The sequence below is a fragment of the Ensifer sp. ENS03 genome, from assembly GCF_014852035.1.
GTDB lineage: Bacteria > Pseudomonadota > Alphaproteobacteria > Rhizobiales > Rhizobiaceae > Ensifer > Ensifer adhaerens.
In genome coordinates this window covers 1-23,759 of sequence record NZ_JACVAV010000014.1, presented here as the reverse complement: position 1 = coordinate 23,759, position 23,759 = coordinate 1, and the positions used below count along the sequence as shown (strand labels likewise).

19 protein-coding genes are annotated in these 23,759 nt (G+C 61.4%); 16 read left to right on the top strand and 3 right to left on the bottom strand.

Annotated features, from left to right (window positions below):
* Positions 1-177: 177 nt before the first annotated feature.
* Positions 178-6,108, top strand: coding sequence for a putative Ig domain-containing protein (locus tag IB263_RS30775; protein ID WP_192439453.1), 5,931 nt, complete (start codon positions 178-180; stop codon positions 6,106-6,108).
* A 138-nt stretch (positions 6,109-6,246) separates the two neighbouring features.
* Entirely contained in the window at positions 6,247-6,504 is a 258-nt protein-coding gene (locus IB263_RS30770) for a hypothetical protein (RefSeq protein ID WP_127890887.1), read from the top strand.
* 78 nt (positions 6,505-6,582) lie between these two features.
* Here the strand turns inward: IB263_RS30770 and IB263_RS34335 are convergent, their stop codons facing one another.
* Positions 6,583-6,768, bottom strand: a complete 186-nt coding sequence (locus IB263_RS34335; protein WP_256386731.1) for an alpha-hydroxy-acid oxidizing protein — start codon at positions 6,766-6,768, stop codon at positions 6,583-6,585.
* A gap of 751 nt (positions 6,769-7,519) precedes the next feature.
* Between IB263_RS34335 and IB263_RS30760 the strand changes: the two genes are divergently transcribed.
* From IB263_RS30760 to IB263_RS30695, 14 genes are all read left to right on the top strand, one after another.
* Positions 7,520-8,080, top strand: a complete 561-nt coding sequence (locus IB263_RS30760; protein ID WP_029742650.1) for a hypothetical protein — start codon at positions 7,520-7,522, stop codon at positions 8,078-8,080.
* Positions 8,081-8,920: 840 nt separating this feature from the next.
* Positions 8,921-9,640, top strand: coding sequence for an IclR family transcriptional regulator (locus IB263_RS30755; RefSeq protein WP_029742651.1), 720 nt, complete (start codon positions 8,921-8,923; stop codon positions 9,638-9,640).
* Positions 9,641-11,377: a hypothetical protein gene (locus tag IB263_RS30750; protein WP_029742652.1), complete on the top strand. Its 1,737-nt coding sequence runs from the start codon at positions 9,641-9,643 to the stop codon at positions 11,375-11,377.
* Positions 11,374-12,090 (top strand): hypothetical protein, encoded by a 717-nt coding sequence (locus IB263_RS30745; protein WP_029742653.1) that lies wholly within the window; start codon positions 11,374-11,376, stop codon positions 12,088-12,090. Before IB263_RS30750 ends, IB263_RS30745 begins: the two co-directional genes overlap by 4 nt.
* 11 nt (positions 12,091-12,101) lie before the next feature.
* Complete coding sequence (locus IB263_RS30740; protein ID WP_029742654.1) at positions 12,102-13,073, top strand: membrane dipeptidase; 972 nt, start codon at positions 12,102-12,104, stop codon at positions 13,071-13,073.
* Positions 13,074-13,177: 104 nt separating this feature from the next.
* On the top strand, positions 13,178-14,251 hold the full coding sequence (locus IB263_RS30735; protein ID WP_029742656.1) for an extracellular solute-binding protein: 1,074 nt from the start codon (positions 13,178-13,180) through the stop codon (positions 14,249-14,251).
* Between the two features lie 131 nt (positions 14,252-14,382).
* Positions 14,383-15,234, top strand: a complete 852-nt coding sequence (locus IB263_RS30730) for an ABC transporter permease (protein ID WP_029742657.1) — start codon at positions 14,383-14,385, stop codon at positions 15,232-15,234.
* Positions 15,231-16,061, top strand: a complete 831-nt coding sequence (locus tag IB263_RS30725) for an ABC transporter permease (RefSeq protein WP_029742658.1) — start codon at positions 15,231-15,233, stop codon at positions 16,059-16,061. The genes IB263_RS30730 and IB263_RS30725 overlap by 4 nt, the downstream gene beginning before the upstream one ends.
* 15 nt (positions 16,062-16,076) lie before the next feature.
* A complete protein-coding gene (locus tag IB263_RS30720) occupies positions 16,077-17,126 on the top strand; it encodes an ABC transporter ATP-binding protein (RefSeq protein ID WP_029742659.1) in 1,050 nt (349 codons plus the stop codon).
* A gap of 39 nt (positions 17,127-17,165) precedes the next feature.
* A complete protein-coding gene (locus tag IB263_RS30715) occupies positions 17,166-18,551 on the top strand; it encodes an aspartate aminotransferase family protein (RefSeq protein ID WP_029742660.1) in 1,386 nt (461 codons plus the stop codon).
* A 14-nt stretch (positions 18,552-18,565) separates the two neighbouring features.
* A complete protein-coding gene (locus tag IB263_RS30710) occupies positions 18,566-20,026 on the top strand; it encodes an NAD-dependent succinate-semialdehyde dehydrogenase (RefSeq protein ID WP_192439452.1) in 1,461 nt (486 codons plus the stop codon).
* Between the two features lie 26 nt (positions 20,027-20,052).
* Entirely contained in the window at positions 20,053-20,439 is a 387-nt protein-coding gene (locus IB263_RS30705) for a RidA family protein (protein ID WP_029742662.1), read from the top strand.
* 11 nt (positions 20,440-20,450) lie between these two features.
* Positions 20,451-20,834, top strand: a complete 384-nt coding sequence (locus tag IB263_RS30700; RefSeq protein WP_029742663.1) for a RidA family protein — start codon at positions 20,451-20,453, stop codon at positions 20,832-20,834.
* 200 nt (positions 20,835-21,034) lie between these two features.
* Positions 21,035-21,286, top strand: a complete 252-nt coding sequence (locus tag IB263_RS30695) for a hypothetical protein (protein WP_234798841.1) — start codon at positions 21,035-21,037, stop codon at positions 21,284-21,286.
* An 89-nt stretch (positions 21,287-21,375) separates the two neighbouring features.
* On the opposite strand, the gene IB263_RS30690 is transcribed toward IB263_RS30695, so the two are convergent.
* Positions 21,376-22,974 (bottom strand): MFS transporter, encoded by a 1,599-nt coding sequence (locus tag IB263_RS30690; protein WP_192439451.1) that lies wholly within the window; start codon positions 22,972-22,974, stop codon positions 21,376-21,378.
* On the bottom strand, positions 22,971-23,408 hold the full coding sequence (locus tag IB263_RS30685; protein ID WP_192439450.1) for a DoxX family protein: 438 nt from the start codon (positions 23,406-23,408) through the stop codon (positions 22,971-22,973). Before IB263_RS30685 ends, IB263_RS30690 begins: the two co-directional genes overlap by 4 nt.
* Positions 23,409-23,759 lie beyond the last annotated feature (351 nt).

Below are 23,759 nucleotides of genomic sequence, written 5' to 3'. Positions count from 1 at the left end.
GCGCGCCTGCCATGGCGCGGTTTTTGTTGAGAGAAATCCGTCATGCCAAGCTATCGATCGGCCACGTCCGCACGCTCCTGCAACCGAGCCGTTCGTGTGGCAAGCGGCATCACCCACGATACGATGCCGTCTGACGGCAGCCGCGAGCGAAAGTGCATCGGCACGCCGGTGGAGGCTGTGCCGAAGGCTGAAAAGACGCAGGGGTTTCGGCGCAATCAAATTCGGCTGCTGACAGCCCTCATCTTCCTTTTTTCCGGCCTCGTGGCGGTTGCGGGAGAAGCGTTCGCCGGGTCGAAAGGGTGCGAGAATATCGTTGCTGATCTGAACGGGAAGGACGTCGGATTTCTCACGAAGGCCTATCCCAATAGCGATTTTCATGCGACGGATCAGCTTCATATCGATCTGATCCGCAATCCATCCTTTTGGGAGAGCGCGTATTTCAATGCGCTTGCGGGAAGTGGAACCCCATATATCGAGGCCAGTTATGATGGCGGCGTTGTAACTGGCAATGAATCCGCGTCGTTTTCCGGGCAGGACCTTGTCCTAGGCGGCATTTATGTCGAAGCCATAAACTATAGCCAGACGACCTCTCCCTGGCGTATGGACGTCGTCTGCGTCACGAAGAGCAACCCGCTGGACGCCGTTCTTTCCGGTCTCACGCTGTCGAGCGGCAATCTCGAGCCGGCCTTCAACACCGCGACAACGACCTATAGGGCCACCGTGGCCAACAGCGTGTCCACCCTTGGCGTGACACCGTCCACCCCTGGAAGCACTGCGACGTTGAAGATCAACGGGGCCAGCGCTGTGTCGGGTGCATCGTCCGCGGTGCCACTCAATGTTGGCGATAATACGCTCACCGTCACTGTCATGACCGAGGACCGCACGATCAAGCGGACCTATTTGGTGGTCGTCACCCGCGCCGCACCGCCCACGATCATGAGCGTTGCGCCGTACATCGGAAGCACCGCCGGTGGACAATCCGTGACCATCACCGGCACCAACTTCATCGGCGTGAGTGCCGTTGCATTCGGCGGCGTTCCCGCCACCACGTTCACCGTCGATAGTGCCACCCGGATTACCGCCACTGCACCGGCACGAGCGGCCGGCCCGGCCGATGTGACCGTGACGACCGTGGGCAACAGTTCCGTGACGCGCGCAAACGGCTATACCTATGTCGCCGCGCCGGTTGTCACCGCCGTCAAGCCGCTCAATACGCCCGCACGAACCTACGCGATCGGCGCCACGCTGATGTTCGACGTGGAGTTCGATCAGCACATCGCTAGCAACGGGGGGCCGTACGTGAAGGCTGTCTTTGGGGCTGTCGAGCGGCGGATCAACCTGATCGGCGCCGTCTTTAACACCATGACGTTTTCCTACACGGTTGCCGAAAACGACCTCGACGAAGACGGAATCGCAATCTCGTCAATGGCGCGCGGGGGGGCAACGATCACGGACTACAACCGCCTAGTGGATGCAGATATCACACTTCGCAATATTGCCGACACATCAGGCATCAGGATCGATGGCGTCCGGCCCACGGTCGCGTCAATCAATCCCGCTGCAACGGGCACGGTATTCGACGTGGTATTCTCCGAACCGGTCACGGCCGTAGACATTGGCAAGTTCAACCTGGTGAAAACAGGAACGGCGCAAGGCACGATTGACAGTGTGTCGGGATCGGGATCGACCTATCAAGTGCGTGTGGCGGATGTTTCGGGAGACGGCACCTTGGCTCTCAGCCTGTCCCCCAGCACGGGCATAAAGGATAGCGCCGGCAACGAGATGACCAGTGCGTTTACCGGCGGCACGCCGATGACCGTCGCGCCACCCTCCAGCGACGCCAACCTCTCGGGCATCAGCGTTTCGAGCGGCACGCTCACGCCGGTCTTCGACGCCGCTACCACCAGCTATACTGTCGCGGTGGGCAATAGCGTTTCCGCCATCACCGTCACGCCGGCCAACGCACATCCCGGCGCCGTCGTCTCGGTCAACGGGACCGTCATCACGGCGCCGGGCAGCCTTCCCGTCAACCTACAAGTCGGCGACAACGCCATAAGCATCTTGGTTACGGCACAGGACGCCGTCACCAAGAAGACATACGACATCGTCGTCAATCGCGCGGGCGCAGTTCCGGATGCTCCTACCGCCGTCAGCGCTGCGTCGGGTGACGGCGAGGCGACGGTCAGCTTCACCGCCCCTGTGAATACCGGAACCACACCGATTAGCAGCTATACCGTGACGGCTGATCCGGGTGGTGCCGCAACAACCGGCGGATCAAGTCCCATCACCGTGAAGGGCCTTACCAACGGCACGGCCTACACATTCAAAGTCACGGCCACGAACAGCATCGGCCCCGGTCCGGCCTCCAATGCGTCCAATTCGGTCACACCGAAGCCTGCGCCGATCGCCGACGCTGTGACTGCGACGGTTGCAGCAAACTCCTCGGCGAACCCGATTGCGCTCAGCCTCAGTGGCGGTGCGGCGGACGCAGTGGCCATCGGCACGCAGCCGACGCACGGCACGGTTTCGGTATCGGGACTCGCGATCACCTACACTCCGACACCTGGGTACTCCGGTTCCGACAGCTTCACCTATACCGCCACCAACACCACCGGCACGTCCGCCGCCGCGCTCGTGACGATAACCGTTTCTGCGCCGACCCTCACCTTCTCGCCGCCGGCTGGCACCCTACCGGGCGGAACGGCCGCGACCGCTTATGGTGGCGCCACCGTCACGGCCGCAGCCGGCACCGCGCCCTACACCTACGCCGTCAACGGCACGCTGCCCGATGGGCTGACACTCGACCAAGCGTCCGGTCTTATCTCGGGAACGCCGACGGCCGCTGGAGACTACACCTTTACGGTCACGGCCACCGACGCCAACAACGCCACGGGGACAGCGGCCTACTCGATCGCGATCGCGGTCCAGGCGCCGACCGTCGGCGATGTGAGCGCGACGGTCGCGGCAAACTCCACGGCGAACGCGGTAGCGCTCGATCTCGGCGGCGGGGTTGCCGATACGCTGGCCATCGGGACGTCGCCATCCCACGGCACAGCTTCAGTTTCGGGACTTGCGATCAGCTATACACCGACACCAGGCTATTCCGGCTCCGACAGCTTCACCTACACCGCCACCAACACCACCGGTACGTCGAATGCGGCGACTGTGACCATCACCGTTTCTGCGCCGACCCTCAGCTTCTCGCCCGTGGCCGGCGCCTTGCCCGGCGGTACCGCCAAAACCGCCTACAGCGGCGTCACGGTCGCGGCATCAGCCGGCACCGCCCCCTACATCTACGCCGTCAACGGCACGCTGCCGGACGGGTTGACGCTCGATCCAGCGTCCGGCCTCATATCGGGAACGCCGATGACCGCCGGGGACTACCCGTTCACGATCACGGCCACCGACGCCAACAACGCCACGGGGACGGCAGCCTACTCGATCGCCATTGCGGTCGAGGCGCCGACCACCGGCAATGTGAGCGCAACGGTCGCAGCGAACTCCACGGCCAACCCCGTCACACCAGATCTCGGCGGCGGGATCGCCGATACTCTGACCATCGGCACGCAGGCGACGCACGGCACGGCTTCGGTGTCGGGACTGGCGATCACCTACACCCCGACACCGGGCTATTCCGGCTCCGACAGGTTCACCTACACCGCCACCAATGCCACCGGCACGTCCAAGGCGTCGACGGTGACGATCACCATCACCGCCCCCACCCTCAGTTTCTCGCCCTCAGCGGGCACGTTGACCGAGGGTATCGTCGCGACAGCCTATGACGTCACCCTCGTCGCGTCGGCCGGCACCGCGCCCTATCGCTATGCCGTGACTTCAGGCGCACTGCCTGCAGGCCTTGCGCTCGATGGCATCACCGGTCGCATTTCGGGGATGCCGACGACGGCCGGAAGCTACAATTTCACCGTGACGGCGACCGACGCCAACAACGCAACGGGAACCGCAAGCTACTCGATCGCCATCGTCCTCCAGGCTCCGACAGCCAACGATGTGCGGGCGACTGTCGCAGCAAACTCCGCAGCCAACCCGATCAGGCTCGATCTCACCGGCGGCCCAGCGAATTCCGTGGCCGTCGGCGCCCAGCCGGCGCACGGCACGGCCGCCGTGTCGGAACTGGCGATCACCTACACCCCGACACCGGGCTATTCCGGTTCCGACAGCTTCACCTATGTGGCCACCAACCCCACCGGCACCTCCCCTGCCGCAACGGTGGCGATCACAGTGACAGCACCGACGCTCACCTTCTCGCCGCCGGCTGGTGGACTGGCGAGTGGAACCGCCGGAAGCGCCTATAGCGGCATCACCGTCACCGCCTCGGCCGGAGGCGCGCCCTATCGATATGCGATCACATCGGGCCAGCTTCCTGCGGGCCTCGAGCTCGACGGCGCGACCGGCGCGATCGGCGGCACTCCAACCCGGGCCGGAAACCACGATTTCACCGTGACGGCGACAGATGCCAACAACGCTGCGGGAACCGCGCGCTATGCGATCGTGGTTGCAGCGGCTCCAGTCGATTTCACCTTCGAGCCACCCGCTGGAGCGCTCGCGGAAGCCATGGCCGGCGAGGACTACAGCCAGCCGATCGCCGCCAAAGGCGGAACCGGCCCAATGCTCTATCGCCTTGCATCCGGCGCTTTGCCTAACGGCATGGTCCTCAACGTTTCAACCGGTCAGCTGACCGGCCCGTTGGCCGCCGACGCCGGAGGCAGTTACTCGTTCACGATCGAGGTTTGTGACACCAACGGCGCAACGGGAACGGCCAGCTATACCGTGAAAGTCCAAGCTCGCACCATCACGGTCGCCGACAAAGTGGTCGATGTCCCGGCCGGATCGGCACCGCCTGATGTCTATCTCAATCGCGGCGCCACCGGCGGCCCGTTCACAGCGGCCGAGACGATCTTTGTCGAGCCGGCCCAAGCCGGAACGGCATCCATCATCCAGGGCGAATTGGCACAGGTCGGTCCGGTCGCCGCCCCGGTTGGCTGGTATCTGAAATTCACGCCCAACAGGGCCTACTCCGGCCAGGTGCGCGTCGGCTTCCGCATGGTCAGTGCGCTCGGTACTTCCAACACCGGGACCGTGACCTACAATCTCGCCTTCGATGCGTCCGGGCATGCCGCGGAGATCGATGCGCTCGTGCGTGACTTCGTGCGGACGCGGCAGAACCTGATCGCCTCGACCATCAAGGTGCCGGGTCTGCTCGACCGGCGGCGGATGGCCGTAGGAACGGACACGGTCACCACGCGCATGACACCTTCCACCGATGGCGTCACACTCGGCTTTTCCACCAGCCTTGCCCAAATGGAGGCCGCGCGCGACAGGGCCGATGGGGTTGACCAGGCTGAAGCCTCGCCCTTCAACATCTGGCTCGACAGCACGTTCCTGATGCACCGCCGCAAGGACGACGACGACAGGTGGGGCAACTTCGGCATGGTCTCGCTTGGCGCAGACTATCTGCTGTCGGAGAAAGCACTGCTCGGCGTGTCCTTCCATTACGACCGGATGACCGACCCGACCGACGAGGACGCGGAGCTGTTCGGCGATGGCTGGCTGGCCGGTCCCTATGCCTCCTTCGAACTCGGCAAGGGCATCTTCTGGGATTCGAGCCTGCTCTATGGCGGCTCGTCCAACACCATCGACACGACTGCCCTTGACGGCACGTTCGACACGCGCCGGTTTCTGCTGGACACGGCGGTCAAGGGGCAATGGCAGCTTGATGATGCAACGGTGTTTACGCCGGCGCTGCGGGCCGTCTATTTCTCTGAAACGGTTGATGACTACGGGGTGAGGAATGGCACCGGCGACGAGATCGACCTCAAGGGCTTTACCGAAGAGCAGCTGAGGGTGAGCCTGGGGGCGGAGATCGCCCGGCCGTTCACCCTCGATAACGACAGGATCCTGACACCCAAACTCGGCGGCACGCTCGGATACTCCGGCCTTGATGGGGCGGGCCTCTTCGGTTCGTTCTCGGCCGCCCTGTCGCTGCAAACTGGGGAGAGCTGGTCGATTGACACCGGTCTGCTATTCAACATCGAAGGCGACGGCGAGACATCTGCGGGCGCAAAGGTTGGCGTCAGGGGACGCTTCTGAATAAGCTATCAGGCATCGCTACTGCATCCAATCTCTTGAAGCGATCGGCGAGCATTAGTCCACGTGCTTGGATTGACGTTGCTATCGGCAATTTTGTGGAGGACAATGACGGATCCTGGATCTGAGAGGCGACAGCCATTGGACTTCGAGAAAATCGGCCGAGCACGCCTCATGATACGGCTGCCACGACACCGCAAACAGCTCTCAGAATTGCGATTTCTGGCATTGAGCACTCTGATCGAAGCCTACGGCCTAGCTGTAGTCACTCGCAATGAGTTGAGCGAGCATGCCATGTCTGATGAACCGCTGAAGGCTGAATACACCGACAAATGCCAGGCCATCGAAGACGAGGTGGTGACGTTGCTCACTAATATAAGCCCTCGTTTCGTCAATTGACTCCAGCTGCGGCATTGGCTGCGTTGGGCAAGACCCCGACCGCCACCTACAGCGCTTACTGCAATCACGCGTTAACCGTCACGCGAGGCGATCACGGCGAACGACAAAACAGCCATCGATGTCATCTATCGCCACGACTCCGAGGAGCGCCATGTCCTGATGGATTTCCGATTTTAGGATGTCGATAGCTTTACGGATAGCTGGACTGCCGGCGACAACCGCTGCGTAGAGGAAGGGCCGCCCGACAAAAGGATCGTCACGAATGTCATTGCCGAGATCGACACGATCACAGCGGTCGTCGCCTGCGTGGTCGATGGACTCGGAGTTTTCAATCGCGCCCTGGAGCGCCTTAAAAGAAGCCGGCGGCGAGGTGGTCGCGGTGCCCTTTGGCGAGCCGCCAATCTACCGCCAGATCTGCCTTATAGAGCGCCGGGCCAGTCCTCGAGCAGCGGTCATCGACCGGCTTCACCAACACCTAGTCAGTTTCAGCGGGGAATTCCGGCTTACTCGATGACGGATGTCGCTCGATCAAACGCAGCGGCTGATTTATGGGCGAACGCGGGATTGCGTAGCTCCCCCCAGATTTAGCGCCAGGCGTCCTCCGCGCCGCGCGGCCAGAACCAGTTCGCGCGCGGCTTGACCGGTCAAAAGGGTCGCCGCAGGACAGCACAGCGCCGGCCAGCCGAGGGGGATTGGGACTGGGACCACCGCCGGCAAGCCGCTCCGCTGAATGGCGGAATGGCGACGATTTCCCGGCCTGGGTGTCCGCTTCCGATCTCCGCGCATTGCAAACGGTTTGTGCGGATAGTCGCGCGGCGGTTCCGGTCGATCGATTATCCGATCTTCTGTAACGTTTTATACGATTCACGACCTCGCTAGCGACTGTTGAATGTCCACACTCTGGAAACAACCTGCCAAGCTTGAAGTTTAGATCTAACTAATATCTACTAGCTGGAATTGTACTATGCACGGCTCCAAGCTCTTGATCATGGGATGGCTTTGCTAAGGATGCTTCATGTTTTTGATCCGCACCGATCTCGATGAAGCCGTTCAAAAATGGCGCGACATCATATTCACATCCTTACCATCTGACCGACTTGGCGCGTACGTCGCTTTGCGCAAACACGATCTGACGATCGAACTTCACGACGTCGACGAGGAAAGCGATCTTCTCGTCTTTGCCTCCGATGGCGAAGCGTTGGCCGAACGATTTCGTTTGGCTTATCCCTATGTCGCTACATATGCAGGGAATCCCGGCTATCCGCTAGAATATCTAGTTTGGCTTTCATTTCACATGCAAGCAAACTTCGATCGGCTAGGTGTCCTCGAAGTGAGCGCGACTTATGAGGATCAAGGCGGCGAAATCGAAAACATGTCTGCCGTTGCGATGGGCTTCTCGCACCAGACCGACCTTGAAGAATTCATAGATCGGTTTGACGGTCAGGACCTGAGCCAGGATCCACACTTCGGCCACGAGGTGTATGTTGCCGAAGTCAGAGGCCCCTCTCCATCCCCTGGGAGTTCACCGATGATGCCGACTCCGCTGGACGCCGGCCGGCCGATCGTGAAATCTTGAAATAGCCCTGAGGTTGCTGCGTAACTCGAATTGCTTAGCCAGGCCCCCTAAAAATCCATTGCTTTTGAGCACCCCACTTGCAACAATATACCTGTAATTGCGCAACCACAAAGCACACGTTAAAAATGAGATTCGTGCTGGTCTTATTGCCGCGCAATTCCTCCATTTATCGAACGCGCACCTTGATTAAGCCTCCGCCCGTCGCGGAGGCTTAATCATCCATAGGGGGCCGACGTCCCTGACGAAGGTTTTGCGTCAGTCCCTATAGGCCGATCCCTCGCCGAGCTTGCTTCTGTCCGCAGTTCGAGCTGGGCCGCTGCTCAATAGAACTGCTGAGGGGACGTCGATCCCTTCTACTTTGCGGTGGATCCCTTTTCATCACGGAGCCGCTTTTGTGATCGCGTCAAAAGGCGCACCCCAAATGCCGCCGGCACCCGGCACTCACGACCGATCATCGACGATTGACCTTGCCCCAATGTCCTAGCCAGTTTTGAGTTCGCTCCAGCGGAAGCGGCGCAACCGGCCGCAGAAGTTTACCTGGTGGTTCGGGTGGCCTTTGCCTTGCCAATGTGGGTACCGGTCCAGATGTCTATGAGAAGTGGTCCGCCTACAAGCCAGCCCCAATTCCCGGCCCAGCAACGAGCGGTGCATTGCGTGGGTTCGCCGAAGATGTTGCCACATTCAAACTGTTAGCGCCTGGTCAGCCGCGAGCGCGCTCGGGCGCAGATATTTTTTCACCCAGCCACACGATTCCCAAGTTGACAGTTATCAACATATCGTCCAACATAAATATACAACGTCTTCTAATGTTGGACAGTAGGAAAAAGGAAGAAATTTCGAATGGCAGTCCGCCCCCTTTCATCCGTGCTGAAGACACTTGCTGCATTCGACTGTGTCGCGGCCGCCGCGGAACCGATGCGGCTGGCCGAGGTCGCCAAGCAGCTCGGAGAAGCCCGAGGCGCTGCCCACCAGCGCCTCGTCACGCTGGTCGAAGCGGGCTGGATCGAGCAGACGCAGGACGGTCGCTACCGGCTGACGCTGCGGGTCGTCAGTCACGCAGCGATGGCGTTGGAGCAGTCCAATCTCGGCGCGCGCTTTGCGGGGGTTCTCGAGGAAATGGTGACGCAGAGCGGTGAAACGGCTTCGCTTGCTGTCCTCGATGGCAAGGATGCGGTCATCGTTCGCCGGGTGGAATCGCGCGGTGTTCTTCGGGCCGACCTCAAGGTTGGTGCGCATCTGAGACTCGATCGCACGGCATTTGGCCGCGTCCTCGCTTCGCATGCACGCCCGGAAATCATCGAGCGCCTTCGGGTGCAGGGCGTGAGCCTGCCCGATGACGAGATGATGACGCTGGTTCGCCAGCAGGGATACGCAATTTCCGAAGTCGAGGGCCCGCGCACTGTCTCGGCTGTGGCCGCCCCGATCCTGGATGCGCAGGGCGAGTGCATTGGAGCACTGGCCCTTTCGGGCCCGTTCCAAGGTTTTGACACTGAAAAATGCGCTGGGATCGTCGTCGCGGCAGCGGCGGCGAGCTCTGGACGCATGCGAGGAGACCAATAAATGACTGCCCTTAGAAATCCTGCTCCGGAATCGGACACCCACCGCATCGCGCGGCTAATGCGTTCAGCCGGAGAAATGATGGCGCCCGAACGCCTGGCCGCGATCCAGCCGTCGCGTGTCAGCGCATCGCGCGGATTGCTCAGCCAGGCAATCCGCGGTCGCTGGCAAATCCAGTGCAAGCGCTTCGAGATCGATGAGAAGGGCAACGGTGTCGCTGAATACCGCATCGATATTGGCGGATGGCGCTTCAGCTTTCCCGTCTATTCCTTTGAGCCCTCACCCCACGGCCGCACCGGCCGCATCATTGGCCGGGCCTGGGACATGATGGGCGCGCTGGTCGAAGGCGATATGAGCCGGGCCGATTTCGAGACGACGCGCGCTGAACTTCCCAAGCTCTATGAGGGACGCGCCACAGCCGGCACGCTCATTTGGTGCCGCTCCAACCGAAGCGGTCGCTTCTTCGAGAGTGCACGCCAGGCGCTTGCGTCAGGAAGGCAGCCGGACGTCGCTGAGCTGGCGCAGACCTGCTACCTCATGCGCAACACAGGTCTCGACGGCAACGGCACGTTTGGAACCAAGACATTCCTTGCCTTTGAAAAAGATCACCCCCTGCGCTGGTCGCTCGCCGCGCAAATGCTGTGCGCCTACATGATGCGCGTCTTTGCCCAGGACCTGCTGCAGCATCTTGTCCGCCTCGGCTCGCCGCAGGCACCCGACATGGCCAAGGATCTTCGCCGCTTCCTCGGCGTCGGCAATGGCTCGGCACTAGGCCTGATGCTTTTCGTAAACAATCATCCGCGGCTGATCGAACGCTGGCTCTTCATTCGCGAAGAGGCCATTGCACGAGCCAAGGCGGTTCTTCCCGACGTAGAAGGTTCTGAGATTGCCAAGCTGCTTGCCCTCGTCGACAAGGCGATCACTTTCCGCAGCCAGGACCGCGCGGCCTACGAGAACTTCACGCGCTCCGATGTGCTTGCTGAAGAGCTGCAAACCATCCGGCGCGCTGTCGCCGACCTTCTGCAACGCTGGCAGGCGGGCAACCGCTTCGAGGTAGAGCCCTTCGCAGAGCTTGCGGCCTCGCTTGAGGGCCGCGTGCACGCGGAGGCGATGGAAACCCTTCATTCGCTGCTGATCGAACTCGTGCCCGATGAAGCCGACGCCCTGGTCGGGGGCCTGGTCATCGATGAGGAATTGACGGGGCGCCCGGAGATGCCGGTCCACCGGCTGCGCGACCTGGTTCGCAATGACTATGCATGGGCGTTCAATCTTAATCTCGAGGTGCCCGCCGGCGAGCGCTACGTCTGGTACAAGTCAGTGACCGCGGAAGAACCGCGTCGCGGCCTTGCAACGGAGGTCGGTCACGATGTCGTCAATCTCGGCCTCGACCTGCCCCGTCTCGTGGTGGCGCTGGACCACGACCTTTCTGCGGTTGACCCCAACCTCAGCACGGCGCGCTTCCTGTTCGCCCATCCGCAGCACCGCGCCATCGTCACCCGCGTCCAGGCGCTTGCCGGCACCAGCCTGCATTCGCCGCACGCCGACATCATGAGCGGCTCGTTTACGCCAGCCCATATCACCCGCCTTCTCAATGTCGGCATTCACGGCATCGACAAGACACGCGACTTCCTCGACCGCAACCTGCGCGGCGTCCTGTTTCATGGCGCGCCTCTTCCCGAAGACATTGCTTCTGGAAACGCCGACGCGCTGTGGTTTTATCCTGCGGAGCCAAGCCTGTGAGCACCTGCCAGTCCAACCTTTCGAACTCGATGACTGTGAGCCTGCGCGAGATGCGCATGGTGTTCGAGCGTCTCCTCCAGGTCACGCGCATCGAAAGCGGCCTCGTCCCGGCCCTTAGGGATTGTGCCGTCTACTCTGCGGCCCTCGGTCTTGGCGGCTTTTCGCGTCTCACCGCAACGCTCGAGACGATCAGCAAGGCCACCCCAAAGGCCCTGTCACTCGACGTATCGGGCGACCCCGTCATCGACTGCGGCGGCCAGCATGCCTGGCTCGCCGCCGATGCCGCGCTCGAGCTCGCGGTCGAAAACATGAAGACAGGCGGCAGCGGCGTTGTCACCGTGCGTAACGCCAAAGACATCGGCGAACTCAAAGTCGTCGAGGCACTGGCGCAGCGCTTCAACCTGAAGGCAACAGTCGCCGTCGACGTCGACCGCGCGGCTATCGCCGTCACACAAGCGCCTGATCCCGATGAAATCGCCCTTCTCGACAAGATCCGCCGCAATGGCGTTGCCGTCGACGCCGCGACTTGGTGGGAACTCTACCATCGCTCGGCGGAAGCCCTGGCGCCCGACAGCTATCTTTCGCGTCGCCATGCCGGCCCGATCATCGTCGAGGCCGACGGCAAGGTCGTCGGCCGCCAGGACGAAGACGAGACCGATTTTTCCCTGCTTCTGGCCGGCGCGCCCAAGAGCGCTGCTTCCGGCGAACACTGAATGGAATAACCATGATCATCGATGCTCTGCAATGCGGCCACTTTGACCGCTCGTCCTTCCAGGCCCTGAAACGCGGCGGCTACAGCGCCGTCACCCCGACGCTCGGCTTCTGGGAGGGGACAATGGAATCGCTCGATTCCCTTGCCCGCTGGCGCGACATGGAGCGTGAGAACGCCGACATCATCCTGATCGCCCGCACCGCCGCCGATATCGAGCGCGCCGAGCAGGAAGGAAAGCTCGCTGTCGTGCTCGGCTATCAGAACTCCAATCTCTTCGAAGACCGCATCGCCTATGTGGAGTTCTTTGCCGAACTTGGTGTGCGCGTTGTCCAGCTCACCTACAACAACCAGAACGAACTCGGTGGGTCCTGCTACGAGGAAAATGACAGCGGCCTGGCCCGGTTCGGCCGGGACGTCGTGCGCGAAATGAACCGGGTCGGCATACTGGTCGATCTGTCGCATGTCGGCGACATGACGACGCTGGACGCGATCGAATGGTCGCAAAAGCCCGTGGCCATCACTCATGCCAACGCCGCCTCGCTCTTTGAGCACAAGCGCAACAAGTCCGACCGCGTAATCAAGGCGCTTGCCGCCCGCGGTGGTGTGATCGGTTGCGTAGCCTACCGCAACATCACGCCCGCCAGCGCCTGCGCCACGGTCGACGGCTGGTGCGAGATGGTGGCGCGAACGGTCGATATCGCCGGCATCGACCATGTTGGTATCGGCACCGACATTTCCCACAACCACACCCAGCGTGACTACGACTGGATGCGAAAGGGCCGCTGGACACGATCCGTTCAGTACGGCGCGGGTTCGGCGGCCACGCCTGGTGCGGTGCCGAAGCCGGAATGGCTACTCAAACCGGAAAACCTTCAGGACGTGGCGCCGGCGCTCCTTCGGGTCGGTTTCAATCAGGAAGAGGCGAACAAGATCCTCAGAGGCAACTGGCTGCGTCTTTACGGTGAGGTCTTCCGCGCCGACTGACCGATTAGGGAAACGAAATTCCAACGAAAGAAGGGCCGCCGCCAGGCTCGCGAGCGGCCACGGGGAACAGCAATCAACGACCGTTCGACTAAGGAGAACAACGAATGGACACGTTCAAGAAAGCGTCGGTAATACCGATGTCGCGACGCGCAGTGCTCGGTGCTGGCCTTTTTGGGGCCGCCATGCTTGCCTCACCCCTCGTGCGCCGCGCAAGTGCTGCGGACAATGTACTTTATGTCAACACCTGGGGTGGCGACTGGGAAGTTTCCGTCAAGAAGTTCCTCTTCGATCCGTTCACGGCCGACACCGGCATCGAGATCCGCACGGTCTCGCCGATCTCGTTCGCCAAGCTTGCTGCGCAAAAGACGACCGGCGTCTTCGAATTCGACGTCACGACACTGGGCGTGGCCGACGTCGCCCGTGCGAATGCAGCCGGCCTCTTGGAAACGCTCGGAGACCATGTCGATGCGTCCAAACTTTGGCAGGGCGCCATCTATGAGAACGGCCTCTCGACCCACGGCTTTGCCACGCAGCTCGCGTTCAACAAGACGAAGTACCCGGATGGTTTGAAGAACTGGGCCGACTTCTTCAACGTCGAGAAATTCCCGGGCAACCGCAGCCTGCAGCGCCACGCCGCCCGCGTTCTCGCCATCGCGTTGCTCGCCGACGGCGTTTCCCCCGACCAGCTGTTCCCGTATGATCTCGACCGCGCCTTCGCATCGCTCGACAAGGTCAAGGACAACGTGCGTGTCTGGTGGACGGCAGGCCCGCAGGCCCGCCAGATCCTGACCGACGGCGAGGTCGACATGGCCGGCCTTTGGGACAGCGATGCCGCCGGCGCGAAGAAGGCTTCGAAAGAGCCGATCGAGATCGTCTGGGACCAGGCGATCGTCGATCAGGCGTGCTGGATCGTCGCCAAGGATAGCCCGCGTGCCGAAAACGGCTTCAAGCTGATCAGCCATATCGGCCAGAATGCCGAAGGCCTCGCGAAGTTCTGCATCGCCGACCAAAATGGCCCGATGAACCCGAAATCGTTCGATTTCATCCCAGCTGAGGTGGCCAAGACCATGCCGACTTATCCCGATCACCTCGCCCGCGCCGTCATGCTTGATGGCGCCAAGCTGACGGCACAGATCGACGAGTTGAGCAGCCGGTTCGAAAGCTGGGTCGGTCTTTGATGCAAGCCTCCCGGTTCCGTGAGAAACGGAACCGGGAGGATCTTAAGACAGGTGCATTGCCACGGGGGCGTCCCGACGCCACGGGCATGAAGATCGGGGTTTACCGATCAGGGTACTGAGGGAGCATTGACATGAAACAGAGATCGTTTTCGCCCATTGCGGAGGGGCCGATACCGCTGATGGCCCCGGCAGCGGTCTTCCTTGCGGTATTCTTCCTGGTGCCGCTTGCCTATGTCGGCTGGATGAGCATCTCGCAGCCGGTGGTCGGCCTGCAGAACTTCGCACGGCTTCTGCATTCGAGCCTGTTTGCGTCCGTGCTCTATCAGACGTTCAGGACCGCCTTCCTGGTCACCGCTCTTGCGCTCCTCTTCGCCTATCCGCTCGCCTATGCTGCCGCCAACGGATCCAAACGCTTCGCCACCTTTCTCCTGACCGTGGTCGCCCTTTCTTTCTGGACGAGCTATCTCGTGCGCACCTATGCCTGGATGGTCATTCTCGGCAACCAGGGGCCGGTCACGGCACTCCTTACCTGGCTCGGCTTCGATCCTGCGCCGAAGCTACTCTTCACCACGTTCAGCGCAACGCTTGCCATGACCCACGCGCTCATTCCTTTCATGACCATGTCGCTGTTCTCGGTCATGAAGCGCATCGATCCTCTCTATGTTCGCGCTGCGGAAAGCCTCGGCGCGAGCCCGCTTCGTGCCTTCCTCGCAGTCTATCTGCCGCTTTCGGCACCGGGCATCGTCAACGGTTGCACGCTCGTCTTCATCTCCTGCCTCGGCTTCTATGTGATGCCCGTGCTGCTCGGCAGCCCGCGCGACCAGATGATCGCAGGTATCATCGGCGACCAGATCGAACAGACACTCGACTTCGGGCTTGGCTCGGCAATCTCGATCGTGTTGCTCGGTCTGACGCTCGCAGTTTACGCGCTCTACAACCGCTTCTTCGGACTTGACCGGCTATGGGCAGGAGGTGGCCGATGAACCCGTTCGTTCGCGCGCTTGCGCTCCTCATCGCTTTTTTTGTCGCTGCACCGATGTTCATCGTCATCCCAATGTCGTTCAGCTCGGCTGCGTCGCTAACCTTCCCGCCGCCCGGCTACACGCTTGCCAACTACATCAACTTCTTCTCGGACCCCAACTGGACTGAGCCGCTCATCAACAGCGTCATCATCGGTCTTGGAACGGTACTGGTGACGCTCTGCCTTGCCATCCCCGCGTCCTTCGCACTGGTGCGGCATATCTTCCTCGGCCGTGAATTGTTCAATCTCCTGATCATGCTGCCAATGATCGTGCCGACCATCGTCATGGCGCTCGGCTACTACATGTACTTCGGTCAACTTCGCCTCGTGCAGAGCTACCTTGGCGTCATCCTTGCCCATAGCTGCATCGCCATGCCGATGGCGACCCTGATCCTGACGGCGGCACTCAAAGGGTTCGACCGGTCCGTCGAGCGGGCTGCCATGAACCTCGGCGCGTCGCCCTTCACGACATTCCGGTTGGTGACCTTCCCAATCCTGCGTCCCGCCTTCACCGTAGCCGGCCTCTTTGCCTTTATCGCTTCCTTCGACGAAGCGGTGATCGCGCTGTTTATCTCCGGCCGCGACAGGGCGACCTTGCCGCGCCAGATGTTCAACGCCGTCCGCCAGGAGGCAGACCCGACCATCTCGGCAGCATCCTCTTTCCTGTTTCTCCTCGTTCTGGCTGGCGTCTGCGTCTGGCTTGCGCCGCAATTTGTGCGTCGCCGGTCCGGGACCACACGTCAGCCGCTCGAAAACGGCGCCACCAACACCGCTGCGGCGGCATCCTGATCAAGGAGCACAGCCATGAACGCCCGTTCTCTCACACTCCGCAACGTCAACAAGAGCTACGACGGCAAGCATATGGCGGCCGACAACGTGTCGCTCGACATCAAGGCTGGCGAGTTCGTCTCCTTCCTTGGCCCCTCCGGCTCCGGCAAGACCACGACGCTGATGATGATTGCCGGCTTCCAGCATCCGACGAGCGGAGAAATCCGCCTCGGCGAACGCGCCATCGACAAGCTGCCGCCGCACAAGCGCAATATCGGCATGGTCTTCCAGAACTACGCCCTCTTCCCGCACATGACGATCGCCGACAACGTCGCCTTTCCCCTGCGCATGCGCGGCGTGGAAAAGGCCGAGAAAGAACGGCGGTCGCGGGAGGCACTGGCGAAGGTCGGCCTCCAGGGCTTCGAGAAGCGCATTCCCTCGGAACTATCCGGCGGACAGCAACAGCGTGTGGCCCTTGCCCGCGCACTCGTCTTTGAGCCCGACATCATTCTGCTCGACGAACCGCTCGGCGCGCTCGACAAGGCGCTTCGCGAGCACATGCAGGTGGAGTTGAAGCGCATCCACCGCGACCTCGGCGTCACCATGGTCTACGTCACCCACGACCAGTCGGAAGCCATGACAATGTCGGACCGGATCGCCGTCTTCAACGAGGGGCGCATCGAACAGGTCGGCACCCCAAACGAGATCTACTTCGCGCCGAAGACCCGCTTCGTCGCCTCCTTCATCGGCGACAGCAACATCCTCGCCGCTTCCTCGCTTGGCGATGGCCGCTACGAGACGCCAGTCGGCGTCGTCGACACCAAAGCCGCAGGCAGTGACCGCAACAGCAAAGCTGAATTGCTGTTGCGCCCGGAGATGATCCGCCTCGCCGACGGAGCGGATCCAAGCCGTCAGGCGATGAAGATCGACAGCACTATCAACTATGGTGACAACCTGCTGGTCATCGGCAAACTCGGCGCGCAAGCGATCCGCATGCGCGTGCCCGGCGTCGATGCACGAAGGCTTGACGGTGCTTCCGAGTGCCACGTCACCTGGCGCAGCGAAGATGTGCACGTCATCGCCTGACAATCGCAAAGCGCAATCAAGCATAGCCTGGAGCCTGCCATGAACGACCGTCCCAACTCCCTTCACGCCCTGGATCGGCAAAGCCTTATCCATCCCTACACCAACCTTGCGGTTCACCAGGAGGTGGGGCCGCATGTCATTACCGGTGGCGAAGGGATCTACGTCGTCGATGATCAGGGAAAGCGTTACATCGAAGGTCTTGCCGGCCTCTTCTGCGCCGGGCTCGGCTTCAGCGAGCCGCGATTGGTGGAAGCGGCGACGCGCCAGTTAAAGACAATGCCCTTCTATCATTCCTTCGCCCACAAATCGACGGAACCGGGTATCCGCCTTGCAGAGAAGCTGCTCGAAATGGCGCCGGTACCCATGTCGAAGGTCTTCCTTGCCGGTTCCGGTTCCGAAGCGAACGACACGGCGATCAAGCTGGTCTGGTACTACAACAACGCGGTCGGACGGCCTGAGAAGAAGAAGATCATTTCGCGCCGCAAGGCCTATCACGGTGTGACGGTCGCGACCGCAAGCCTCACCGGCCTTCCGTTCAACCATCGCGACTTCGATCTGCCGATCGCCAATATTCTGCACACGGACTGCCCGCATTACTGGCGGTTTGCTGAACCCGGAGAGAGCGAGGAAGACTTCGCAACCAGGCTAGTCGGCAACCTCGAACAGATGATCCTTGAGGAAGGCCCGGAAACGGTGGCCGCCTTCTTCGCTGAACCGGTCATGGTATCCGGTGGAGTGATCACGCCGCCAAAGACCTATTTCGAGAAGCTCCAGACGGTTCTGAAAAAGTACGACATCCTTTTGGTGGCCGACGAAGTTATCTGTGGTTTCGGGCGCACCGGAAACATGTTCGGGTCAGAAACCTACGGGATGAAGCCCGACATGATCAGTTGCGCCAAGCAGCTTTCGGCCGCCTACATGCCGATCTCGGCGCTGATGATCAACGAGAAGATCGCGAATGTGCTCGTCGACCAGAGCCGCAAGATCGGCACATTTTCGCATGGTTATACTTATGGCGGTCATCCGGTCGCGGCGGCTGTCGCGCTGGAGGCCCTGACGATCTATCAGGAAACCGACATCGTCTCTCATGTCCGCGCCGTCAGTGTGCGCTTCCAAGAAGGCATCGCCAAGCTCGGAGACCATCCGCTGATCGGTGAAGCCCGCGGTGTCGGCCTTGTCGCTGGCCTCGAGTTCGTCAAGGACAAGGTGACGAAGGAGAACTTTCCACCGGCCTGGCAGGTCGCCAACCATGCCGGCAAGTTCGCAACCGAGCGCGGCGTCCTTACTCGTGGTCTTGGCGACATGGTGAGCCTGTGCCCGGCCATGATCATCAACGAGAAGCAGATCGACGATCTCATGGCCCGCATGCAGCTTGCCCTCGACGACACCCTTTCGTGGGCGCGCAGCCGGGGCTACGTCGCGTGAGGCCGGAGATCGCCATGTCGACCACCCGGCCGCATTCCTATGGGCAGCTTGGCATGCTGATTGACGGCCGCTGGACCTATGAGACGGAGCGGCAGGACGCGGTCATCGACCCGGCAAGCGGAGCGGTCATCGGCTATTTGCCCTGCGCCACCGACGCCGACCTAGCGGCGGCCGTCGCCTCCGCGCAGCGGGCGTTCGGAAGCTGGAAGGATCGCTCACCGCTCGACCGCGGGCAGATCCTGCGGCGCTTCGCCGATCTTGCTCGCACGCACGCCGAGGAGGTCGGCCGCAACATGGTGCTTGACCAGGGCAAACCGCTGACGGAAGCAATCGGTGAGATCCGATTTGCCGCCGACCATGCCGATTGGCATGCGGAGGAAGCGCGGCGCATCTATGGTCGCCTTATCCCTTCGCGAGATCCACGTGTACAGCAGGCGGTCACGCGCGAACCCGTCGGCGTCTGCATCGCATTTACCCCTTGGAATTTCCCGTTTAGCCAGGCACTGCGCAAGGTCGTGGCAGCCTTGGCAAGCGGCTGCACGATAATCCTCAAAGGGCCGGCGGAATCGCCCTCCTCCACGGTCGCGATCGGCCGGCTTATGCAGGAGGCGGGTCTGCCGGACGGTTGCCTCAATATCGTCTGGGGATCGTCTTCGCATATTTCCGAAACGCTGCTTTCGGCGCCCGAGGTGAAGAAGATCTCGTTTACGGGGTCCGTCGAAGTCGGCAAGCTGCTTGCTTCGCTCGCAGGCCGCCATATGAAGCGCTCCACGATGGAGCTTGGCGGCCACGCTCCGGCTATCGTCTTCGACGATGCCGACGTTGAAGCATCTGCCGACGCGCTTGCCGCGCAAAAGGTCCGCAATGCCGGACAGGTCTGCGTTTCGCCGACCCGCTTCTACGTTCAAACAGGAGCGTATGACCGTTTCCTAGCGCGCTTCGCCGACAAGGTGGCCGCCACGAAGGTTGGCTATGGCTTTGCCGAAGGAGTGCAGATGGGTCCGCTCTGCCACGCCCGCCGGGTCACGGCTATGGAAGGCTTCGTACAGGATGCCCGCGAACGGGGAGCGGAGATCGTGACCGGCGGCAGTCGCATCGGCGACGCCGGCTTTTTCTATGCGCCGACGGTGGTTGCCGGTGGTTCCGACGCGTTGCGGCTGATGAACGAGGAGCCCTTTGGACCCATTGCGGTCGTCACGCCTTTTTCTGGTTTTGACGACGTGATGCGGCGCGCCAACAGCCTTCCTTTCGGCCTTGCGTCCTACGTGTTCACCGCCTCCAGCAGTCAAGCCCAGCACGCCGCAAAAGCGCTTGCCGCCGGGATGGTCAGCATCAATCACTTCGGCCTGGCGCTACCCGAAACGCCTTTCGGTGGCATCAAGGACAGCGGCTATGGTACCGAAGGTGGGACTGAAACCTTTGACGGCTATCTCAACACGAAATTCGTGACCCGCTTCGACGCGCGGCCCGAATGAGCAGCCTTACTTTCTTGGAGAACAAAATGTTTGAAGCCATCGATACCGGATCAGACCCCTCAGACGCGCCAGTCAGCGAGGTCGTGCGCGCCGGCAATCTCGTCTGGTCGGTCCATATTTCCGAAGACCCGGTGAATGGCGACCTCGTCACAGGTGACATCGAAACCCAGACGCGCCGAACGCTTGGAAATCTCGACATCGCGATCCGTGCTGCGGGCGGCACGCTGGCCGATGTCGTGCAGGTTCAGGTTTTCCTCACTGAAAGATCGGACGCACCAGGAATGAACAAGGTCTACGCCGAGTTCTTCAAGGAGCCCTATCCGGTGCGTGCGACCGTGGTGGTAAAGGAGCTTTTGGCCGAAGGCCTTCGCATCGAAATCCTTGCCCACGCCGTTCTCGGCAACAGAGCTTAAAGTGGCCGATCATGTTTGAGAAAGTCGAAACCGGTATCGCTTCGTCAAAGGCGCCTTTGAGCGCTACGGTCAAGGCAGGCCGCATCGTGCGATCCGCGCATATTGCAAAGAATCCGACGACGGGCGAACCCATTACCGGTGACATCGAGACACAGGCACGCCAGGTGTTCCTGAACCTCCAACAGGCGCTCGAAGCGGCCGGCGGAACACTTGCCGATGTTGTGCAGATCCAGGCCTATCTCACGGATAAGGCGGATGCAGGCGGCATGAATAGGATTTACCGGGAGTTCTTTACTGCACCTTATCCGGTTCGTGCCACCGTCGTAGTCGATCTTCTCTCCAGCGGAATACGCCTTGAGGTACTCGCAACGGCTGTCCTTTCCTCCTCGGCGTGACGATGGTGTCTCGCCTGTTTGGCGCTGTCTGTCCAAAAGAGATAGAAGACGGCAACCGGCGGCACCGGCCTCTACCGAGAAAAGGGACCTGGTCCCTAACCAAGTCTTTTTAACAATGACAGACATGCCACGAACGTATGTGGAAACGCCGCCTTCCGTTCCTTCTTCATCCGTTGATTGGCTTCCACCACAGAGCGCTCATGCGTGATGTGCCGGTGGCGACCGAGAAGGAGATTGGAGACGAGGCGGCTCGGGTGACCGGTTCGTCCAAGTCATTCGACACGCCAGAATTCATGAAGGGCAAGTTCAGGGTCCGCGCCGGGGCGGCGCAAGGCGGCACCTACGGCAACTCAGTGCGAGAGGCGCTAGACGTGATCTATGCCCTCGACGGAAGCCGGCTCAAACCTTTGACGGTGCGGTTGCGCCGCAGAACAGGTGGGCTGAGGTTTTGAGCAAGGGGTCTTGCGGCGGCCGCTCCGAACCAAACGGTTCCCCACGAACACGAGGGGAGCATTGCGCTCCCCTCCCCGATGTCGTCACATCAGGCCTGACCAGGCCGATTGATGCTCAGGAAGTGTCGAACCACTGGCTTCTCCGGGCCTTTGTGATAGGTCAGAACCTTGCCCTGCAAGTCTGCGTCGGCGTTGGAAACCCGCTGATGCTGGCGAAGGTGTTCCGCCCAGGATTCCACCATGAACCACTCAACCATCTTTTCCGGGTCAGCGGAGTCTTCGGTCACGCCCCAGCCATAGGCACCATCGCGGCGACGTTCCTGGGAGAGCGTGTCGAGCGCATGGAGGAAGGCGCGGCGGTGATGTTTTTCGACCTGGTACTCGATCAGGATCAGGACGGGACCACGGTCATGAGCGACAGGTTCGGCAACAAGCGGTTCCGGCCAATGGTTCGAAGGCACCAAATCCACATCGCCGGCTGGCAGCTTCAGTCGGTGCATGATGAAGCCGGCGGCAAGCAGTCCGGCAGCGCCGATCAGCAGCGTCCCCTGGATACCCGCTGCTTCGCCAACTGCACCCCAGCCAAGGCTGCCGGCGGTCATCGCCCCGTTGAAAACGGTGAGGTAGACCGCGAGACCGCGACCACGCACCCAGTTGGGGAGAACGGCCTGTGCTGCGCCATTGAGGGTTGTCAGCGCGGTGATCCATGCGCCACCGAGGAACAGAAGGGCGATGATGGCAACCCACTTCGGGAGGGAAAGCGAAAGTACGGCCATGACGATCGCGGTGACAACGGCCGCCCCGAGCAACAGTCCATCGGCGCTCAGCCGGTCACGCAGCTTCGGCATGACCAATGCTCCTGCGATCGCACCGGCACCGACAGCGCCGAGCAGAATGCCGTAGAAGCTTGCGTCCCCACCCAGGAGTTGGCGGGCGACCAGCGGCAAAAGTGCCCAGACCGCGCTCGCAAAGGCAAAAAAGATCGCGGCACGCAGCAGGACGACATGCAGTGGACGACTGGCGCGGGTGTAGCGGAGACCGGCACGGAATGCGCCAAAGAAGTTTTCAGACAACGCATCGTTGGCGCTTTTTGCCCGTGGCCACCAGAGAAGCGCGGCGATGACGATGATGTAGCTGGCCACGTCGGCACCATAAGTGACGCCTGCGCCAAACGCGGCAAGCAAAAGTCCGCCTGCCGCGGGGCCGATCGATCGTGCGATATTGATCCCGAGTGAGTTCAGCGCCACGGCGCTTTTGACGTCTTCTCGCTTGACCAGTTCTGGAACGATCGCCTGCCAGGTCGGCCCCATCAGTGCCGCACCGATGCCGCCGAGGAAGGTCAGACCAATCAGTGCGCTGACGGAGAGCATTCCGGTCTGCGCCAGAACCATCAAACTGATACTGACGGACGCAAGCAAGATCTGAACAGCAATCAGGAACTTGCGCCGGTCGAGGATGTCGGTGAGCACACCGGCCGGGATGGCGAGCAGGAAAATAGGCAAGGTTCCCGCCGCCTGCACCATCGCGACTGCGGCAGGTGAAGCAGACAGGTCAGTCATGAGCCAGGAGCTGGCAACGTCACGCATGAAACTGCCGGTATTGCCCAGGACTGTGGCCGCCCAAAGGACCGCGAATACCGGTTGAGCCAGGGGAGCAAAGCTTCCGCCGACAGATTTTTTGTCGCTCATTTGCGATCTCCTTTTGTCAGATCGATTGCGGCGACAATGACGAATGCACCGGCGAGGCCGAGATGCTCGAAGAAGGCATTGCCGGCCATCAGGCGATCCATGCCAGGTGTCATTTCCCAGAAGCGAAGGGCAATGAAGGTTGCAAGAAGTGTGAAGCCCGCGAGTGACAGCGCGCCAGCCCAACGCAGGACGCCTGACACCACCATGGCCGAAGCCGCAAGCTCAAAGCCGATGACAGCGACCGCGAAGAACGCCGGCGGATGAAGACCGAAATGTGCCATCTCGGCGATCGCGCCATCAAAGTCGAAGATCTTGGCAAACGGCCCCTGAATGTAGGCGGCGCAAAGGGCAAGCAGCGCCGCGGTCCGCATGGCGGGAGCCGCAATGACTTCTGCAAAAAGCCCACGGATTGAAGAGGTCGGGTGATGGATCATTTTAGCTCCTGTAATCGTCGCCGTCTCTGAAACCGGCTATGTGGTTCGTCTGATAGAGCGATATTGACCTGGAAGTTCCCCACCAACAATTGCATCAATATTTGCTATTTAATTGCATTTTTCGCAACAGCAGAAGCTTGCGTTGCATGTGCTCCAGCCAGCCAAACACCAAATCGGGCAGCGACCGAGCTGCCCGTTTTGGTGTTCATGCATGGTTTGCGTGCCGTCACACCGCCCAGCAGGAGCATCCAAGCGCGCCGAAGAAACCCTTAAGGTCGGCGATCGGCAGTTTCGACGTCCAGGCGCCGGCATGATCGTGGCCATGGACGCCGCAATCGCTGGCGCAGCCGC

Bases quoted from the DNA above. Each gene is read 5' to 3' on its own strand.
- IB263_RS30725 (WP_029742658.1), top strand. From the start codon at position 15,231: ATGAACCCGTTCGTTCGCGCGCTTGCGCTCCTCATCGCTTTTTTTGTC.
- IB263_RS30750 (WP_029742652.1), top strand. From the start codon at position 9,641: ATGACTGCCCTTAGAAATCCTGCTCCGGAATCGGACACCCACCGCATC.
- IB263_RS30705 (WP_029742662.1), top strand. From the start codon at position 20,053: ATGTTTGAAGCCATCGATACCGGATCAGACCCCTCAGACGCGCCAGTC.
- IB263_RS30760 (WP_029742650.1), top strand. From the start codon at position 7,520: ATGTTTTTGATCCGCACCGATCTCGATGAAGCCGTTCAAAAATGGCGC.
- IB263_RS30700 (WP_029742663.1), top strand. From the start codon at position 20,451: ATGTTTGAGAAAGTCGAAACCGGTATCGCTTCGTCAAAGGCGCCTTTG.
- IB263_RS30720 (WP_029742659.1), top strand. From the start codon at position 16,077: ATGAACGCCCGTTCTCTCACACTCCGCAACGTCAACAAGAGCTACGAC.
- IB263_RS30755 (WP_029742651.1), top strand. From the start codon at position 8,921: ATGGCAGTCCGCCCCCTTTCATCCGTGCTGAAGACACTTGCTGCATTC.
- IB263_RS30685 (WP_192439450.1), bottom strand. From the start codon at position 23,408: ATGATCCATCACCCGACCTCTTCAATCCGTGGGCTTTTTGCAGAAGTC.
- IB263_RS30710 (WP_192439452.1), top strand. From the start codon at position 18,566: ATGTCGACCACCCGGCCGCATTCCTATGGGCAGCTTGGCATGCTGATT.
- IB263_RS30690 (WP_192439451.1), bottom strand. From the start codon at position 22,974: ATGAGCGACAAAAAATCTGTCGGCGGAAGCTTTGCTCCCCTGGCTCAA.
- IB263_RS30730 (WP_029742657.1), top strand. From the start codon at position 14,383: ATGAAACAGAGATCGTTTTCGCCCATTGCGGAGGGGCCGATACCGCTG.
- IB263_RS30735 (WP_029742656.1), top strand. From the start codon at position 13,178: ATGGACACGTTCAAGAAAGCGTCGGTAATACCGATGTCGCGACGCGCA.
- IB263_RS30715 (WP_029742660.1), top strand. From the start codon at position 17,166: ATGAACGACCGTCCCAACTCCCTTCACGCCCTGGATCGGCAAAGCCTT.
- IB263_RS30695 (WP_234798841.1), top strand. From the start codon at position 21,035: ATGCGTGATGTGCCGGTGGCGACCGAGAAGGAGATTGGAGACGAGGCG.
- IB263_RS30740 (WP_029742654.1), top strand. From the start codon at position 12,102: ATGATCATCGATGCTCTGCAATGCGGCCACTTTGACCGCTCGTCCTTC.